At 45.6% G+C, this 19,275-nt stretch carries 16 protein-coding genes; 7 read left to right on the forward strand and 9 right to left on the reverse strand.

The window, feature by feature from the left end:
* Window positions 1–85: 85 nt before the first annotated feature.
* From H7T88_RS21800 to H7T88_RS21810, 3 genes are all read right to left on the reverse strand, one after another.
* Window positions 86–1,765: an S-layer homology domain-containing protein gene (locus tag H7T88_RS21800; protein WP_221790275.1), complete on the reverse strand. Its 1,680-nt coding sequence runs from the start codon at window positions 1,763–1,765 to the stop codon at window positions 86–88.
* A gap of 179 nt (window positions 1,766–1,944) precedes the next feature.
* Window positions 1,945–3,402, reverse strand: a complete 1,458-nt coding sequence (locus H7T88_RS21805) for a glycoside hydrolase family 1 protein (protein WP_090915671.1) — start codon at window positions 3,400–3,402, stop codon at window positions 1,945–1,947.
* 355 nt (window positions 3,403–3,757) lie between these two features.
* Window positions 3,758–4,051 carry an antitoxin Xre/MbcA/ParS toxin-binding domain-containing protein gene (locus tag H7T88_RS21810; protein ID WP_154887795.1) on the reverse strand — a complete coding sequence of 98 codons (294 nt, stop codon included), beginning with the start codon at window positions 4,049–4,051 and terminating at the stop codon, window positions 3,758–3,760.
* 147 nt (window positions 4,052–4,198) lie between these two features.
* On the opposite strand from H7T88_RS21810, the gene H7T88_RS21815 reads away from it, so the two are divergent.
* The 3 genes from H7T88_RS21815 (at window position 4,199) to H7T88_RS21825 (ending at window position 6,937) form a co-directional block, all read left to right on the forward strand.
* Window positions 4,199–5,263, forward strand: a complete 1,065-nt coding sequence (locus tag H7T88_RS21815) for a suppressor of fused domain protein (RefSeq protein ID WP_221790277.1) — start codon at window positions 4,199–4,201, stop codon at window positions 5,261–5,263.
* Between the two features lie 29 nt (window positions 5,264–5,292).
* Entirely contained in the window at window positions 5,293–6,054 is a 762-nt protein-coding gene (locus H7T88_RS21820; protein ID WP_221790279.1) for a LuxR C-terminal-related transcriptional regulator, read from the forward strand.
* A 103-nt stretch (window positions 6,055–6,157) separates the two neighbouring features.
* Complete coding sequence (locus tag H7T88_RS21825) at window positions 6,158–6,937, forward strand: hypothetical protein (protein WP_221790280.1); 780 nt, start codon at window positions 6,158–6,160, stop codon at window positions 6,935–6,937.
* A gap of 75 nt (window positions 6,938–7,012) precedes the next feature.
* Here H7T88_RS21825 and H7T88_RS21830 read toward each other — a convergent pair whose 3' ends face one another.
* A complete protein-coding gene (locus H7T88_RS21830; RefSeq protein ID WP_154888583.1) occupies window positions 7,013–8,764 on the reverse strand; it encodes an ABC transporter ATP-binding protein in 1,752 nt (583 codons plus the stop codon).
* Between the two features lie 213 nt (window positions 8,765–8,977).
* Between H7T88_RS21830 and H7T88_RS21835 the strand changes: the two genes are divergently transcribed.
* From H7T88_RS21835 to H7T88_RS21845, 3 genes are all read left to right on the forward strand, one after another.
* Window positions 8,978–10,354, forward strand: coding sequence for an ABC transporter permease (locus H7T88_RS21835; RefSeq protein ID WP_154888581.1), 1,377 nt, complete (start codon window positions 8,978–8,980; stop codon window positions 10,352–10,354).
* A gap of 12 nt (window positions 10,355–10,366) precedes the next feature.
* On the forward strand, window positions 10,367–11,881 hold the full coding sequence (locus tag H7T88_RS21840; RefSeq protein ID WP_154887787.1) for an ABC transporter permease: 1,515 nt from the start codon (window positions 10,367–10,369) through the stop codon (window positions 11,879–11,881).
* A 264-nt stretch (window positions 11,882–12,145) separates the two neighbouring features.
* Window positions 12,146–13,966 (forward strand): ABC transporter substrate-binding protein, encoded by a 1,821-nt coding sequence (locus H7T88_RS21845; protein WP_221790283.1) that lies wholly within the window; start codon window positions 12,146–12,148, stop codon window positions 13,964–13,966.
* 69 nt (window positions 13,967–14,035) lie between these two features.
* Here H7T88_RS21845 and H7T88_RS21850 read toward each other — a convergent pair whose 3' ends face one another.
* From H7T88_RS21850 to H7T88_RS21870, 5 genes are all read right to left on the reverse strand, one after another.
* The gene (locus H7T88_RS21850; RefSeq protein ID WP_154887783.1) at window positions 14,036–14,674 is read right to left on the reverse strand and encodes a sugar O-acetyltransferase; all 639 of its coding nucleotides are present in this window, start codon (window positions 14,672–14,674) and stop codon (window positions 14,036–14,038) included.
* 23 nt (window positions 14,675–14,697) lie between these two features.
* Window positions 14,698–15,501 carry an HAD-IIB family hydrolase gene (locus H7T88_RS21855; RefSeq protein WP_221790284.1) on the reverse strand — a complete coding sequence of 268 codons (804 nt, stop codon included), beginning with the start codon at window positions 15,499–15,501 and terminating at the stop codon, window positions 14,698–14,700.
* A 185-nt stretch (window positions 15,502–15,686) separates the two neighbouring features.
* Entirely contained in the window at window positions 15,687–16,673 is a 987-nt protein-coding gene (locus tag H7T88_RS21860; RefSeq protein ID WP_260511067.1) for an ROK family protein, read from the reverse strand.
* Between the two features lie 253 nt (window positions 16,674–16,926).
* Window positions 16,927–18,135 (reverse strand): MFS transporter, encoded by a 1,209-nt coding sequence (locus H7T88_RS21865; RefSeq protein ID WP_418792659.1) that lies wholly within the window; start codon window positions 18,133–18,135, stop codon window positions 16,927–16,929.
* A gap of 145 nt (window positions 18,136–18,280) precedes the next feature.
* Window positions 18,281–18,769, reverse strand: a complete 489-nt coding sequence (locus tag H7T88_RS21870; protein WP_221790287.1) for a hypothetical protein — start codon at window positions 18,767–18,769, stop codon at window positions 18,281–18,283.
* A 205-nt stretch (window positions 18,770–18,974) separates the two neighbouring features.
* On the opposite strand from H7T88_RS21870, the gene H7T88_RS21875 reads away from it, so the two are divergent.
* A complete protein-coding gene (locus H7T88_RS21875; RefSeq protein ID WP_221790288.1) occupies window positions 18,975–19,175 on the forward strand; it encodes a hypothetical protein in 201 nt (66 codons plus the stop codon).
* Window positions 19,176–19,275 lie beyond the last annotated feature (100 nt).

The raw sequence follows: 19,275 nt of genomic DNA on the forward strand, positions 1-19,275 counted from the left end.
TTTCCAGGTTTTTTCTGTCCTCTCCGTTCAAGTGTAAATAAATAGTTCAACTTATATAAAATTTATTTTATATCCGTTCCAAACTTTATTTTGTGCCCACTTGCTCAAGTCGCTGCATGATTTGCTCAAGCTGTGCACCTGTTACGATTTGCTTCATATCAAACTTGCCTTTGCTCACACCCGCCATTACACCAGCACGAGCACTATTCTGAATCGCCGCATATGCCCAATGCTTACTGTCGACATCGCCAAACACCAGCTCCACTGAATCTGTAGCAGGCTTCCAATCCTTATTAGTCAGGATCTGGTCTACAATAACTGCCATCTGCGCTCGTGTTACTTCGCTCTCTGGAGCAAACATTTGATTGCCAATGCCTTTCATCAGTCCCGCCTTAGTCACCTTCGTAATGGCTTGAGTAGCCCAGTCAGGAGCGCTGTCCATATAAGGATAATCCTCAGTTGCTGCTGGAAGTTGTAGAGCATCAGCTAAAACGGCTGCGATTTGCGCACGAGTTACAGGTTCCGTAGGTTGTACATCATGCTCTGATGAACCTCCGGTCTGCTCTCCAGCTGTACCTTTATGAAGTTTGAACAGACTCGCGATAACCTCTTTATTGTTGAAAGCAGGTACCCATGACCAATGTTTCAAACCTCCATAGAATCTATGACTATCCATGTATGCATCATCGTATAAAGTTAAATGCACCTGTTTAGCACCCATCTCCGTCAATGCCTGATAAGCAAGTGAACTAGTACGACTATCTGTTGTTGGATCATTTTGAGCGTGCATAATCCATATCGGCACATCCACAATGCCTTTCAGTTCTTGCTTGAATGCATCAACGGAACCCGTATAGTCCGCAATGGTATCTTTGGCAGCAACGATAATTGCTCCAGCAAACAGGTCAGGATACTGCATCAGGAAGCGGAATGCACCTCCACCGCCACTGGATACACCAGACAGATAGATCCGGTTAGGGTCTACTTCACCTTCGGTAACAAGCTTTTGAATCAACTCAACCTGAGCTTCAAAATATGCCTTCATTATTGGTAGTTGCTCTGCATTGTTGTAAATTTTGAAGCTGTAATTCTCAGGATATTGCACCGCCAGTACAGAAGTATCATACCCTGATTCCGTCCAGACTACTGCACCGCGATTAGCGGTTAAATGATTGCGTCCGTCCGTTCCAACTTCACCACCGCCGTGAAGCCATACCATAAGCGGCTTCGCTTCCTTGGAAGGACTGCGTTTCAGGTTATAAGATAGCGTTACACCATTGCTAGCTGTGAATTGTGCTTTTTCAAACTCATCCACGGTACGTGTTTTCACCTGAGTAACACTTTTTTTATCAAAAGAAAGTTCTGGATACGTTTTGCTGGTTACCGCAAACTCGGATTTCAGGCCTCCAGGATATTTGAAAGGTTTCACGGTCATGTGGATCGTATGATCCTTCATGGATAACGTAATGCCATCATCTTCATAGTTGTCTTGCACAATTTCTCCTGCAGCATTTAACGGATAACCGTCATAATTCCCTGTAATATCAAAGTCCGATGCCTTCAGATTTTTGTATTTTTCCACGTCTGAAACCGTAATGTCGAAAGATTCGACCATCTCACCCGGATCACCAACAAACGTATTCGCCTGAATTTGCGTCACTTGTGCGCTTGCTGCACCTGTTGTCCCAGGCCAGATCACATTTAGACTCAGCGTTAGTGCTAACATACAGGAAACGTGTTTGATGCCTTTGTTCCACTTCTTCAAAAGAACCCCTCCAGCTCATGTGATGTTTGATTGCAAAGTAAAAAGCGGACAAGCGCCAACCAAAAGGGTTGTATGAAGCGAAAGCTCATATCACACTTTTAAGTCAGGTTTTGCCCGCCCCTGTGCGGTAACAATCCTAAGAATGTCATCGCTGAATATCAGATCTTTGTTTCAGGTGTTTACAGTTGCTCACCATTGCTGGCAATCACATTTTTGTACCAATCAAATGAATCTTTTTTGGAGCGTGCAAGTGTTCCGTTACCTTCATCATCGAGATCCACGTAGATAAAGCCATAACGTTTGGACATCTCGGATGTCGACATACTCACGAGGTCAATCGGGCCCCATGCCGTAAAACCAATCAGCTCAACGCCATCTTTGATGGCCTCTTTCATCTGTTCGATGTGCTTTTTGAGGTAGTCGACGCGGTACGAGTCATGGATAGATCCATCCTCTTCCACTTTGTCATACGCACCCAGACCATTCTCTACGATAAAGAGTGGTTTTTGATAACGATCCCAGAAGTTGTTCAACGTTACGCGCAGACCGATCGGGTCGATCTCCCAGCCCCAGTCGGATGCTTCCAGATAAGGGTTTTTCACGCCGCCTGTCAGGTTACCTGCTGTCTCAGCCGCATCCGCAGAAGCCGACTTGGTCACAGACATGTAATAACTGAAGGAGATGAAATCTACCGTGTTGTTCAGCAAAATCTCATCATCGCCTGCTTCTTTTTGAATGACAATGTTATTCTCATCAAAATAACGCGCCATGTAGTTCGGGTATTTACCACGAGCGTGCATGTCCGTGAAGAAGAGGTTAAGCTGATTCTCATGCTGAGCCAGTTGAACATCTACCGGATTACAAGTCGCTGGATAAGTTTCCATACGTGCAAGCATACAGCCCACTTGGGAGCCAGGAATGATCTCATGTGCAAGCTTCGTCACCATAGCACTTGCTACAAATTGATGATGCAATGCTTGATACGTTGTTTGCAGCTTATTGTCCACTTTATCAATTAGAATACCGCCGCCAGTGTACGGACTGAACACCATCACATTAATCTCGTTAAATGTCAGCCAGTATTTCACTTTGTTTTTATAACGGTTGAATACCGTTTCAGCGTAACGAACATAATGTCCGATCACTTCACGGCTTGCCCAGCCATTGTATTTTTGCGTCAAACCAAGCGGAGTCTCATAGTGAGACAGTGTTACGAGCGGTTCAATGCCGTATTTATGCAATTCATCAAATACTTCATCATAGAATTTCAAACCTGCTTCATTTGGCTCTTGGTCATAACCGTTCGGGAAAATACGTGCCCAGTGAATGGACAAACGGAATACTTTGAAGCCCATTTCTGCGAATAGTGCGATATCTTCTCTAAAACGGTGGTAGAAATCAATACCGAAACGTTTCGGGAAACGTTCTTCAATTTTGCCAGCGAGAATCTCTTCGATTCGGGAAGAGGAAATTTCCATGGCATGTCCACCCGTACGCTTTTCTTTTGGCACATGAGCGATCATGTCCGCTGTGGAGAGACCTTTTCCGTCCTTATCGAATGCGCCTTCCAGTTGGTTCGCAGCTGTAGCGCCGCCCCACAGGAAGTTTTCAGGGAATCCTTTTTTTGCCGTGGTCATCATAACAACCTCTTTTCGAAATAATTTTTGGTTTTCCATACGTAAGAGCAACTCCAAAACAGAGCAGAAAACAAGAAAAACCTAAACTCAGGGTAAAATAGCACCAAAAAAAGGGGCTTTCATTTCACCATCAGTTTAGGTTTTGCCTGTCTGCACAGTTACAATCCATCAAAAGATGTTATAACATATTCTGTTGTTTTGCTCTTGTGATGTAAGCGTAACATATTTATTTTGTAAAATCAAATTCACCAAAACTATGCGGCCTTCGGCCACAATAAGATCACCTAACAACGTATTTATAATAATTACTATCTTATTTCTAACATCATTTCTGACATCATTTCTAAAACTATTTCTAACGTGGCATTCGCAAAATTGCTGCCCGTAGGGCATTGGTTCCTTCCTCCGTTTCCAGATAACTTGCAGGACTTTGGTCCCCCAGAGCTGGAACCTTTTTGTCTATCCATTTCAATGCGGAATCTTTCATTTCACATAAAAGTACCCGGCCTATATCTTCTGGAATACCTCTTAATCGTGCCTCTTCTTTCCATTCATCGGGCAATTGAGCGTACCATTCATCAAATAGTTCAACGAAGGTATCCCAATGCTCCTGTTTAAATGCGGACAAATACATATCTTGCATACTCATGTAACATTTCTCCTTCACCTTTAAGATATGTACCCCCTAGTCCTATCTCAGAGAATTCATCCTTAAGCCGCTTGTAGTCGCTGTTATAACTAGTAGACTTAATTTTAAATGATTTTCAGGGAGAGAACAATCAAGGAGGAACACATCATGACCGAAGAAGAAAACACATCTGGCTGGGACGCCATCGACCACGCTATACAGCAATTGTACGGAGAACAGGAACCTAAACATTATGGCACAGCCATTCCATATATGCTTGGCGGACCCGACCCACTGGACGGAATAAGTGCCTATGCGGTAGATACACCGATGCCTCATTGGCATTTTGTAACTTATGGTTTCTCGGAGCTCTACGGCAAAGAGGGCGATGATGCATCGAGAAGTGGATATGGTTTTGAACTTACTTTTCGCCTTACACGCTGTGAAAATGAATCAGAACCGCCGGCCTGGGCACTCAATCTACTCCAAAATATGGGGCGATATGTCTTCAACAGCGGTAACCTGTTTCAGCCCGGAGATTATCTGGATGCCAACGGCCCGATCTGCCTGAACTCCGATACACTCTTGACTGCACTTGCATTCATAGAAGATCCAGATTTACCTGAACTGAATACACCGAATGGTTCTGTTCAATTTATCCAAATGGTCGGTATGACCTGCCGTGAACTGGAGATGATTCAGAGCTGGAATACCCGCGGTTTCCTGGCTGCCTGTGAAAGCTACATGCCTAAATATGTAACGGATCTGATGAGGAATTCCTACGCAGATATCCCTTCGGTTATCCAAGCTACGGAGCGTGGCATTGAGGAAGACGGATCAAGCACCGCCTTTTTGTTCATCCAACAATTGAGCTGGGAGTCACCACGCAAAAAACTGTTACAGAAAAACATCCCTGCCAAGCTTCAGCTAGGTGCCCAACAGGCAACTCTTCTGGGCAGCATCCTGAGGAGCCGAATCGCCAAAAAAGCAACGTTGTCCCTGATCGGGCCGGATATCAACATTGTCTTTGAAGCTGGGGATCTTCCCTCTCTGATGGAAACGGAGCGAGAGGTCAGATTGACTGTGAATCAGCAAGCACTGAACGAAATTGTAGAGCAACTTCGTCCACAAGCCAGCTCCTTTCAGGTCCCTTCACTGGACAAGCTCCTTATTGAGATTGTGCCCACGCAGATTAAAGATCAGGAAGGGAATGTGATCAAAACGATCGGCTAATCAACGCAATTGCATCAAGGAGGAATGACATGTCTGCTCATACATCGGTCTCAAGGCCATTGGAATACGGTACGGGAGTTCATACTGGAACTCCTGCTTCCTTTCACTATTTAGCTCAAAGCGGAATAGACCGACTATGCAAAATCAATCATTTTCTAATTCAAGCGTTCCGCCGCAGTATTTTGGATATCAAAGAGAATTTGACAGGTACTTATCTGTTCCTGCTAACAGATGTTAACGGCGTGCTGCTGTCCATGGATTACAGCTCTAATTTGAAACCGCACGTAAAGCAATCTCCTATTCGACCGGGACTGAGTTTTTCAGCCCAGAGCTGTGGCGTTAATGCCATCTCCAGAACGATGGAGGATAATGCGCCCGTATTTTTGCTACCAGAGCAGCATGAAAGTCCATTTTTTCAAAGCTGGCACTGTTATGCCGTTCCTCTATACATGGGGTCACAGCATTTCGGTTATCTCGATGTGTCTACAATAAACGCGGATATGCAGCGTGAACTCATGGCCATAGCCAAGTTGATCCCGGCAAATATGCAGAACCGTTACCAGAGCCAAAGCATGGCACATCAGGAGAAACAGCTCCAAGTCGAATTCACAGAGCGGCAACTAACGATTCTAGAGATGATATCCCGCGGATGGACTGTGAAGGCGATTGCATTGCAACTTAAGATCAAGGAATGTACGGTCAATTATCATAAAAAAGTCATTTTTAACAAGTTAGGCGTTCAATCCAGCACAGAAGCTGTTTCAATGGCGAGTCAATTGTCTTATTTATAGGAGACCCCTATAGTTTCCTATAGGTGGCAATAGAGAACACATGTGCTACAATTTTAGTAAGCACAACAAAGAGAGAATAACTCACACATCTCAGGAGGGTATTATGTCTATTACGAAAAAAACATCTTTATTCGCTATGCTCATCATGATGATGATCGTAGTCGCTGCTTGCGGAGACAAAGCAGATAACAATGCGAAATCAAACGATCCTGCCGCAACCAAAACAACTACAGGCGCAGATGCCGGCACAGCCAAAACCGACGATACCGACAAATCAGGAGCGTCCAGCGAAGATAACAAAGAATCTGACAACTCATCCAAAGTAGAACTGGGGACAACGCAAAAGGGTTCTTACACTAATGACTATTTTGGCGTATCCCTGAAATTCCCTGAAGCATGGGAGTATCAGGATGCCGAGGGCATGAACCAACTGACGAGTGCTTCCTCTGAAGCCATTGCCGGTGACGATGAAAAGAAGAAAAAACAGATGGAACTATCTCAAACCAAGACACTGAACCTGCTTATGGCATCCCAATATCCGCTCGATGGCGGCCAGATCGGCCCTTCTGCAATGGCCATTGCCGAGAAAGTTAGCTTGTTGCAAGGCATTCGTACAGGGGAGGACTACCTGAAAGCTACCAAGAAGTTCATGGAAGACAGCAACTTCCCTTATGAATACAAGGACTTCACCACAGAAACCATCGGTGGCAAAGAAATGAATCTGATGCAGATCACGACGGATGCAGGGGACGGAAGCAAAATCACTCAAGAATACTACAGCACAATTATTGAAGGTTATGCCTTCAACTTTATCTTCACATATCTCGACGAAGACAGCAAAGCCGAGATCGATAACATTAAGAAGTCGGTTCAATTCAAATAAAACCAAAACCCCGGTTGTGATCTGAACAGATCATGCCGGGGTTCTTTGTTCTTTTTACATAACTAAATAAACCGTTTAACTCGACAAAGCGACCCAATGTCCTTCTTTCACTTCGACCCAGCGCGAATGCTCCAGATTATATCGGTCTCCTGTGCCACTGGTTTCCTTCTCCTGATCTACCAAAGCGATACGTGGCTTATTCCTCTCCACCGCCGGATCAGGAACGGGAATTGCCGATAGTAATGCTTTCGTATACGGGTGCTGCGGATTCGCGTACAGTTCTTCACTCTCGGCCAGCTCCACAATTTTGCCGTTATACATGACAGCGACCCGATCACTGATATGTTTGACCATCGACAGATCATGTGCGATGAACAAATACGTCAGACCCAAGCGTTGTTGCAGCTCTTCAAGCAACTGCACAATTTGCGCCTGAATAGAGACATCGAGTGCCGACAACGGCTCATCACAAACGATAAACTCCGGCTCTACCGCCAGCGCTCTTGCAATACCTATTCGCTGACGTTGCCCACCCGAGAACTCATGTGGATATCGCTGTGCATGTGATGAATCAAGTCCCACCATCTCCAGCAGTTCTTCCACTCGCTTCTGTCGCTCAGCCGCATTACCTGCCAGCTGATGGATATCAAGCGCCTCGCCAATAATGTCCATAACTCTCATTTTGGGATTCAGTGAAGCATATGGATCTTGGAAAATGATCTGCATATGTCGTCGCATCGTTTTCATCTCACCAGGCGAGAGTCGTTGCAACGGAATGCCCTTGAACAGCACATCTCCTCCCGTTGGCTCGTGCAGACGCAGAATCGCTCGTCCCGTGGTAGATTTCCCGCTACCTGACTCACCCACAACGCCGAGTGTCTCCCCCTGACGGATATGAAAACTGATATCATTCACCGCTTTTAACGTATTGCCCTTGCCGAGGTTAAAATACTGTTTGAGAGATTTGACTTCCAGTAATGGCTGATCGTCCTTCAGGTCTTTGGGTACCTGAGAGAGCAATTTCGGTTTCTTCTTCTCATCCAGTCGAGGTAACGCGTTCAACAGACGGACGGTATACGGATGTTTTGGACTCTCGAAAATTTCCTCTGTAGTACCCGTCTCCACGATCTCTCCCTCTTTCATTACAACCACCCGGTCACACATGCCGGCAACCACACCCAGGTCATGTGTAATAAGAATAATCGACGTACCCATCTGCTCCTGCATATCCTTCATCAAGTTCAATATCTGTGCCTGAATCGTTACATCCAAAGCCGTAGTCGGCTCATCGGCGATTAATAGTTCAGGACGGCAAGCAAGGGCGATACCAATCATCACCCGCTGACGCATGCCACCGGAAAATTCATGTGGATACTGATTATAACGGATAGCGCTTTGTTTGATACCTACTCGTTCCATCATGGCGATGGCTTGTTTTTTCGCTTCCCTTTTCGATAACTTCTGATGTTTGATCAAACTTTCCGAGATTTGTTGGCCAATCTTGATCGTTGGATTAAGCGAGCTCATGGGATCTTGGAAGATCATCCCGATATCCCGGCCGCGAATGTGTTCCATCTCTTTTTGTGATTTCCCGGTGAGATCCACACCTTTAAATAGAAGCTCACCCGATTTCATCTGTGAAGGGGGAGAAGCAAGCAATCTCATAATGGAGCGTGCGGTTACGCTCTTACCACTGCCTGATTCTCCAACAATGCCCAGCGTTTCCCCTTTCCGCAGTTCAAAGCTAACCTGCTTGACCGCCTGAAACTCACTATCACCCGTGTAAAAAGAGACGGACAAATCATTTACTCTCAGCAAAGGTTCCACGACGTGCACCATTCCTTTCATATCTGCTCTATCTCCTCATATGTAATCAATTCCATACCTTGACAATTAAACATACCCTACATAATATATACTATATTGATCGGAATAATGCAATTTATACTTCAGTGAAAGGAGGGTTACCGTTTGACAGCTGAAGCGGAAAGTCATCACACCTCCCGTCTGGTGAATCATCTACGTTTCATTTATGGTAAAATGCTGCTTCATCCCGTCTATCGCTATGTATTGATCGTTCTCGGATTACCGATCAACCTGATCGTTTATATGGTCTGGCGTTCCAAGCGTAAACAAGATGACTGGTCAGCTGTAAAACAACAGGCTGAACAGGAGATGCATACCTCATCCTACCGTGACACCAAACGATTGGAACTGGAAGAACAACTGAGGCGCAAGCATCGCTTCTTCAAGCAAGAGGTCAGCGAGGCAGCATTCAGACAAGAGGCTGAGAGCTGGCTTGAGGAAACTTTTCAGAAGGAACTGCTGGAACGAACGTCCCACAAGTTAGAACAAAAGGGAAAACATCGTCTCGGAATTCAGGATACATTCGGTATCTTACTAGCGAAACCTTGGTTTCTAGCCTTATCGATCATCCCGGGCTGTCTAATGTATCTGACTCTTCTGGTATATGGTAATGCTTATCTAAAGTACATATTTGAAAGACTACTCATGACCATCTTTGTCATTCTGGGTGTAGCAACGCTAGTATTTACGATTCTGTACTTGTCTCCGTTCAACCCGGCGGCCAACATTCTCGGCGTAACCGCAACACAAGAACAGATTGCAGCCTTTAATCATGTGTACGGCCTGGATCAGCCTTATCTGACACAGCTTTGGAACAATATCAAGGGTGTTGCCATGTTTGATCTTGGCAAGTCGTTTGCAGGAAACGAGATCGTGACGGATACAATCGCTCGAAAGTTTCCCATTACGCTAACCCTTGCCGTGATTTCCCTGCTGTTAGCTATTGTCATTGCTTTACCTATTGGCATTATCTCGGCGCTCAAGCCTAACTCCTGGTTTGACTACACATTTATGTTCATCGCTCTCATTGGACTGTCTATTCCGAACTTCTGGCAAGGTCTGATCTTCATTCTGAATTTCTCGATCAAAATGCAGTGGCTTCCCGCTACCTTTAATCCTCAGAACTGGCTGTCCATGATTATGCCGGTCATCGTGCTGGGGACAGGACTTACGGCTGCGGTTGCACGGATGACCCGTTCATCCACACTGGAGGTCATTCACGAGGATTATGTCATGACTGCCCGGGCCAAGGGGCTAAGTGAGCGACAAGTGATGCTGAAGCACGCGGTGCGTAACGCGCTGATTCCTATCATTACTGTCGTGGGTCTTCAATTCGGAGCTATGCTTGGCGGGGCCGCTGTAACAGAGAAGGTATTTAATATCAGCGGACTGGGAAGTTACATCGTGGATAAGCAATTCATACCCGATATTCCGAGTATTATGGGCGGAGTAATCTACACAGCTATCACGATTTCCATTGTGAATGTTGTGGTTGATCTGTTTTACGCATTTATCGATCCAAGGGTTCGCTCCAAAATGAAACAATATTAAAGCAGGTGTACTATGACAAAATCAAGCTCCCTTACACAGGAAATGCGTTTCCGGCTCAAGTCTTCGCAAGAATACAGTCAAGCCAGCTTCGCATGGATCACTTCGGTTCTGCTGACTCTGTTATTGTTGTTGAACAGTTATGACTGGAGCGGGCAGGCGTTCAAGCCATTTATAGCTGGAGTGGCCGGCATTTATCTGTTCTTCACCCTCATTCAGAGTCTGCTTCTTATTCGGATCAGACAGGATTTAATACAGCGCGGGGTTATACGTGTTCTGACACGCAGACTCGCATGGGTACAGTTGCTGGCTGCTTTGACAGGTAATATTTTCATTGTAACGGCTGCTTTCCACCTGATTCGAAAACGAAAAAGTATTGAATATACATTTGCTGTATACGCACTGTTAACCCAGTTATTTGTGTTCGGTGTATCGGCTCTGAATCTGTTCAAGCCTTATGTTGCGGATACCTTTTTGCCTTCGATGGCGGCGCTGTTATGTATTCTCGTCATTGATTTGATCGTATTGATCATTGTATCAAGGTATGATGCGACCTCTCCTCTGCCTCGCTGGATGATGGTTGTAGGTGCAGTGATGATCGTTAGCGTGATTACGGGCAACGTTTTCGCGTTGCTGCTGGGGATCTCGATCCTTCGCCGGCTCCGCAGACAAGGGAAACATGGAACGAATTTCTGGAATGACCTGTGGGAGCGTCTTGCTCCCAATATGACCGCGATGTCCGGACTCTTTTTCATCATCTTCCTGTTCTCGATCTCCATCTGCAGTTTCTTCACCTTCGACTACAGCATGGCGGTAGAAAATAACTATTCGGCCCTGCTTCAGTCACCTTCTCTGGCCTATCCGCTAGGAACGGATGATTTCGGTCGATGTCTATTTTCCCGAATCGTGTTTGGTGCACGGATTTCCTTGATCGTCGGTTTGATGTCAACCCTGATTCCGGTTGTGATTGGCGGTGTGCTGGGTGCCTTCTCGGGTTTCTACGGAAGACATACGGATAACATCATCATGCGACTGCTGGATATTCTGTACGCCATTCCGGGGATCTTGCTCGCCATCGCGATTATCGCAGCTTTCGGTGCTAACACGGTAAATCTGATCATCGCATTAAGCCTGGGCTCCATTCCAACGTATGCTCGAACAATGCGGGCCAGTGTACTCTATGTATCGACCTTTGAGTTTGTTGAAGCGGCGCGTGCCTTGGGATATACCAATCGTACAATTATTTTCAAACACATCATTCCCAACTCGCTCGCACCGATGATTATCAAATCCACGCTGACGATTGGTGGAGCTGTCATTGCAACCAGCAGTTTGAGTTATCTTGGGCTGGGTGTAGAACCGCATATTCCGGAATGGGGCAACATTCTGAAGCTGGGTAGCACCTATCTGGAGACTCATTCGTATCTAGCGATTTATCCGGGACTGGCGATTATTCTGCTTGTTCTTTCGTTTAACTTTCTCGGTGACGGACTGCGGGATGCCCTTGATCCCAAGCTTGAGAAGGCGTGACGATGATTTTAAATTTACATGATTTTTAAAAGTTGAACTATTCTTTTACACAGAAACGGAGAGGACAGAAAAAACCTGGAAAAGCGAAGCGCTCGCCCTTATCACCGGATTTCCCCCTTTCGAAAAGGGAATCAAAAAAATCTGGGGATAACCGCTACTCTCCAGGTTATTCTGTCATCGGAGTGCTCCGTGTAAACCCTTAGTTCAATTTCCATAGAAAAAATCGATACATCACATCTATTAAAACAAAATGGAGGTATTCTCATGAACAAACGTACACTTGTCGCCTTGCTGCTGATTCTCGTGCTGGTGATCTCCGGCTGCAATGTGAAAACCAAAACCGAATCGCAGGAGCAGAACCAACCTTCCGATACAACAGAGACCGCACCAAAAGCGGTTGACATTGAATTGCTCGCCATGAGCTCTTCCGAGAATGATGTCAACATCATCCGTGATCAGCTGACCAAAAACGGCTTCAATGTAAAGCTGAATCTGCAACCGGATTACGGAAGTTTTAAGTCCCAGCAGGACGCAGGCAACTATGATATCGCGTTGTCCAGCTGGACAACGGTAACGGGCAATCCGGACTATGCGGTTCGCTCTCTTTTCAAAACAGGCGGGGATTACAGTATTCTGGCGGATCAAGAAATCGATAAACTAATCGATCAGGCCGCTACGCAGACACCTGATGAGTACAAAGAAACGTATAAAAAGTTGGAAGACCGTTTGGTTACAGATCAGGCGTACATCGCTCCGCTGTATATTTCTCTGAAAAGTCAGGCGGTGAACAAGGACATTCTGAATGTCGATACCGTTCGTCTGTCCAAATCCCGTGCCATGGCGTGGGAACCGATTGAGTTCAAGGACAGCTCCAAAAACAGTAAAGATCCGTTGATTCTGACACAAGCAGCATCTGTACTGACTTCCCTCGATCCAATCAAAGGAAACGACGGTTCCATCAACCAACTCAATACCAATATGTACGTGCGTTTGGTGAATCTGACGGATGACGATCAACTGACAGCGGATGGATCGCTCTCACGTAATTTCACGATTGCAGATGGCAATTCCGAATACTATTTCGTACTTCGTGACGATATCAATTTTGCTAAAATCGAAAACAAAAAGGCTGTCGATACCGGAGAACGTGTAGGCGCAGATGACGTTATCTTCTCCCTCGACCGTGCCAAAAATAAAGATTCCGTTCCGGATCACCGCACGTACAGTCTGCATGAACATATCAAACAAGCGGAACTCGTTACAGACCTGAGCGCACTGGAGTCAGTGAAACAGTCCGGGGGTAGCGGAACCGTGCTGGAAGCTCTGAATCAAGGACTCGACAGCGATATCAAGGAACTGGTTAGCGACAAAAAACAGGCTAATAACGGTGCAGGCAAATACCAAGTGGTTAAAGTGACTACAACTGAACCGTTCCCGCAAGTGCTGAACTATCTGGCGCACCAATCGGCTGGTATCGTATCCAAGAAACAAGTCGAAAGCATCAATACGTATGATGTCGCGTCCTTCGATGTGAACAAGGATATTCCTTATGGCGATCAGAACACCGTGACCGAGGGTGCCAACTATAACAACACACTTTATACAAGCGGTCCTTATATCCTCTCTTATAAAAATGACTACGAAGGCGTGTTCCTGAAAAACCCGGGATACCGCAAAGGTTCCGACTTCGCAGGCAAGATTGATCAGGTAAACGTACGCTTCATTGCCGATGCTGACAGTGCTCTCTCTGCGCTTCGTAGCAGTGAAATCCACCTGTATTACGGTGTACCTGAGACGAAATACGACATTATCCAGAATGACAGCAAATTGCACTTGCAAAGCATTCCAAGTAATGCCGTATCCTATCTGCTGTTTAACACAGCCAATCGTGAAGTGGCCAAGAGCAGTGATCTGAGAAAGGCGGTACTCTATTCCATTAATCAGGATGAGATTCTGCAATTCTACAAAAACAACAAGCTGAAAGCTTACTCCACCGTAAGCCCACTTGTACAAACCGGGAATGAACTTAAGGCTGATCCAGCCAAAGTGAAAGAATTCCTGAGCAAGTATAACGCGTCAAAATAAACCACCTGAACACAAAAGGCTGTCACCAGGATCATGCAGATCCATCGGTGACAGCCTTTTTCCTATCCATCATTCCGGCACTTGGCAATCTGCCAAAATGTCTGGATAATGCCTCATGCTATCCGCTTCTGTAATGCTGCGGATCACTCTACACGGCACACCAGCTGCAAGCGAATGCGGTGGAATGTCACGTGTAACCACGCTCCCTGCCCCAATGACACATCCGTCTCCAATCGTGACACCTCCGCATACTGTCACATTCGCGGACAACCACACATCATTACCAATCGTAACGGGTTTGGCATAACAGAGTGATTTCAGCTCACCATGTTGATTCAGCATCTGCCTCCGCTCACTCGCAATCAAGGGGTGAACAGGCGTAACGATAGTAACATTGGGACCAAAGCTGGTGTAGTCTCCAATCGTCACTTGTGCATCATCCTGTATGGTCAGATTGTAATTCGCAAAAAAGTGATGACCGATCCGGGTATGCACCCCATAGTGAAAGAAGATCGGGCCCTGCATAAATCCGCCTTCCCCTATTTCCCCCAGTAACTGTTGTACGATTTGCTGTCTTTCCTCCGTGTGTTCTTCAAAGGTTTGGCTATAACGCTGACTGAGATGATGAGCTTTTCTTTTGATGTCCTTCAGTTCCGGATCAGCCGGACTGAATAACATGCCCTTCATAATTCTCTCTTCTTCACGCATCGCGATTCCCCCTCATCTATAGGTTATTCCTGCAAATCCATGATCGCCTGAATCGTTCGCAATACACCATTTTCATCATTGGATTTCGTTATGAATTGCGCGGCACGTTTGGTATTCTCGCATGCATTGCTCACAGCAAAACTGTATTTGGCAATAGCCATCAGTTCCACATCATTTTCGCCATCACCGAAGGACATCGTTTCACGTGAAGTTACGCCCAGCATCTCCTGCAATGTTTTGACCGTTTCACCTTTGTGTGTATGCAGTGCCGTAATATCAAGCCACCTTGGCTCAGAATCAACAATATAGATTTGTCCTTCCATCGTGTGTTCCACATGTTTTCGTAATGCTGTGCAACGACCCTGGGTATCGAATACCGTAATTTTAATAAAAGAAGTGCTGATACCTGCAAAAGAGTCCGTTTTGATGACCTGCTCATACGAGCCTTTCACAACGTCATACATCTCATCCGATATGGAAGAATGCACATAAGCGGCATCACTTGCACAAACGATGATGGTCATTTGGGGATCAAATGATTGAATTTCCTGAATAGCTTGCAATGCTAGTGCAGGCTCCATGCTAAACTCCCGAACCACCTGCCCATCCTTCTTGATTCTGGCCGCACTGTCTCCAAGTATCCAAACTCCCTTGCCGTGCTCACCAAATAATTTTTCAACACGCTCGCACTGCTTTCCGGTACATGCTACAAAAGTAATGCCTTTACGTTTCATCCCCTCATGAACTTCGTTGAATAACTCCATATCAAATGATCCTTTACTGTTTAGAAAAGTTCCGTCCAAATCGGTTACAACCAGTTTAATCATGATGTGTCCCTCCAGTTGATTGATAGGTGATGTTTATAAACAACATTTATAAAGTGTATAAAAGTCTTCTTTTGCCCTAACAGCATCGTATTCCGTGTAACTGGTTCCATGTCAACAAGAACTTATAGGAGAAATTCCGAAAGCTCATGCCAGCCTGAAAAAATCCACAGAACCGGGCCTGCGGATTATAAGACTTCCGATAAAATGGAGGACTTCAAAGCTTGAAGAACCAAATCCCTCAACCCTGCATCGAAGTCATCCTGAAACGAGTTCTGATGTACGATTTCAGGTAAAGTCGGCATCACATGCTCCTTAACGTACTGTCTCCACGCCGAATCGAGCACTTCCCTCTCCACCCGCTCCTGGTAGATCACAATCTGATGAGGGGCAACAACAGCATTAATCGTTTGTAGAATTCGGCACACATGACTTGTAAAATCATCGTTGCTCATTTCCTGTTTCCAGTCGGGTGAGTATGGAAGATACTTGATCTCACCGAACATCCCGTTTTTACCACGGATGATTTGTCCGTTCAGCACCATGCCCATACCAGGCGGGTAACGATTTGGAAAATAAATGCCCGCTACATCCTGCCCCTTTGTATGCATATGTTGTGTGTAGTAGCCGCTAACCGCTGCATTGACATCATTCTCGACAACAACAGGTAACTGGAATTCACGCTCAATCTCCCGAATCAGATGGGAATGAATAAGCTCGTCATGGCTACTTACCGTGATATCCCCGTCGACAGCCTGACCCGGGATACCTATTCCGATCATATGGATGGAAGGATGTGCCGCAATGAAACGTGCTATAAGTTGCAGCACATGCTGTTTATCAAAAACAGGTAGCATGTTCTCTTCCTTCAGCACAATCTCATTCTCGAGATTGATTACCGTGGCCGAGATTAACCCCTGACCTTTCATTTCTTTCATGGACAAAACCAGCGCACGTCTATAATTGTAATTGTATCGGTATGCTTGGGCAGGGCGACCACCGTTCGAGGGAACGATTTGATCTTGAATCAGCTCTCCGCCATCACATAACTCCTGAATTAGAGCGTTAATGGTAACTACACTAAGATTCGTTAATGAAGCAAGCTGCGGTTTCGTTGCGGTTTCCTGCTGCTGCATGACTTCACGCACATTATTCATATTGATGTGTTTCATCATTGTAGCGTTTGCCTTTTTCATAACCCTCTCGTTTCCACTCTGGTTCAAAAGACCAAAGCAATCGTATTCATGTTATCGTACTCCATATCATAACATTATACATTGCTTTGCACATAATGCTCATTCAAACAGATCATCTATAGATCGTACAGGTTGTACGTCCATCGACTGTTTGGACAAAGCCATGTTCGCGTAAACACCTGCCCAGATGACAACAGCCATAATTAAATAAGCCATCTTTCTCTCCTCCTCCTTAATTCTGGTGTAATTGTTGTGGTCTCACGACTAAGCGATTGACAATTTCTGCACAAACCAGCATAAGAACAAGTAGTACAAGCACAACAATCGGAAAAGAAGCCGTTCCTGCTTTCGATGCCAGCAATCCAAAAAGCGGCGGTAGCAATGTGGTGCCTGTATAAGCAACAGCCATCTGATAACCCATCAGTCTCGCTGCACTGCCTTTACCGAAACGGGTGGGGGTTTCATGCAAAAGTCCAGGATAGATTGGAGCCAATCCGAGGCCGATCAGTACCAAACCGCCAGCAGCAAACCCGGAAGGCAAGGGCAGCAATAGGACAATTCCACCGATAATGGTGGTCCATTGACCGTAGCGGATGAGCAGCAGGTTAGATACCTTTAAGGTAATAAAGCCTGTAATGAGCCTTCCGAATGTGATCCCCGCATAATAGAGCGAAACCCATCCTGCAGCCACTTCTGCCGAAACATTTCTTGTACCGACAAGATAACTAGCCCCCCAGAGTCCAACAGTCATTTCAACCCCACAATAGAACAGAAAAGCAAAAAGTGTAGGTTTAACCCCTTTTATATTCAGGAGCTTTGTCGTCAAGGTCTCGTCCGCTTCATCCACCGCTTTGCTGTCCAGCAGATTCGGAGTCTGGCGGGTCGCCGCCACACGTTTCCACAATGGCAAGGTAAGTAGGAGCACAATGACCAGACTAAATTGAATAGCGGCAACGGCTGCGTACCCACCTCTCCAGGAGTGTTGACCTGCAATAGAAGCAGCCATGATGAACGGTCCCGTTGTTGCACCTACACCCCAGAAGCAATGCAGCCAGTTCATATGGTGAGCCCCGTAATGTTCTGCCACATAATGATTCAACGCCGCATCTACCGCACCCGCACCCAGTCCCAGCGGAATAGCCAGCATAATAAACCAGACCAGGGAGGGAGCCATGGAAAATCCAAGCAGAGAAACGGCAGTGAGCAAACAACTAAGTAATGTAATGTTGCCTGTACCCAGCTTGCGGATCATCCAACCGCTTGCGAGACTGGAGACGATCGTTCCAGCTGCAACAATCATGGATACAAGACCTGCTGCTCCAACCGAAGAGCCAATCTCAGGCCATATGACCGGCCACGCCGAACCGAGTAAAGAATCCGGGAGTCCCAAACTGATAAATGCCAAATAGATGATCAATAAAAACCAGGTTGCCAACTGCATTGCTCCTCTCAAGATGCGAATACTTTTCAACACTTAGTAAATATACTTTATAAAGTGTATATTGTAAGTATGCAGACATCACATCTCCTTGTCAATATGAAAAATAAACCTCATCATCTAGACAAAGAACCGCCTTGTCCTCTGATTATATGCTGTATCTTCGTTGTATGTCAGGCAGTAAAGTAACCATCTGAATACCCAGCCCCAAGGCAAAATAGAACAAATGAATGAGGGAAACGGTTTGAATAATGTACACTTGCACGATGATCCAGATGAGCAGAGCATAACTCGTATACAAGGAAAACGTCCACGCCCAGTAGCGTTTGGGGTAAAGATTTAACTTTTCCACTAATGTCCAATGAATTCTTCTCAGGAGAGCAATGCAAATAACGATAGGGAATAAACCAAGGACCAGTAACAAGATCATTCCAGGAATTAAAAAATCGGAAAAAGGAGCGCGTTCCAGTAGAGAAACAGGCATATTCAACATTTTCCCCGACGGATCTAAGATCAGCATGAACCCCCCAATCACTGCTCCAAGCCCCAGCAAGCCATGCATCGCTGCAAGAAGATATGATTTATCTGAGCTGTTTGAGTTTCCTGAATTTCCTGAGTTTTCTGATCGATCTGTCATTGCGAACCGCTCCCTTCGTATTCTCTATTTGCACAGGCCATTGAAATAAATGGACTTACTGTGCCATCTTCTCACAAATAGACGAATAAACCTGTGCTTATTTTCACGGGTAGGGTTAATGCAATTCATTATATGGTAAAACTTGATAAAGGAACGTATGTTCGGTATAATGTTTTTATACACTGAATGAGCGAGGCATAATACGATGGACGACAAATTTATCAAGGAATTACGTAAGATCAGCCGCGACGACAGACGCCGCTCCGAGTTCATGATTCAGGGCATGAAGGAAACATTACAGGAACGCAAAGAGGAAGGTTTGGTCAAGCGATGGATGCGCCGGCGAAAGACGAAGAAAAACATCTCTCAGCGATTTAGCTCTGATACCTCTTCAAGTCATAAATAGATAGAATTCAAACTTAAAAAAGGAGGCTTGTTAAGCCTCCCTTGATTCACTACATATATTTCAATTGTTATAGCAACTTGCACTTACGTTTTGGTCTGTA

This window comes from Paenibacillus cucumis (ex Kampfer et al. 2016) (assembly GCF_019748695.1).
Taxonomy (GTDB): Bacteria; Bacillota; Bacilli; order Paenibacillales; family Paenibacillaceae; genus Paenibacillus; species Paenibacillus polysaccharolyticus.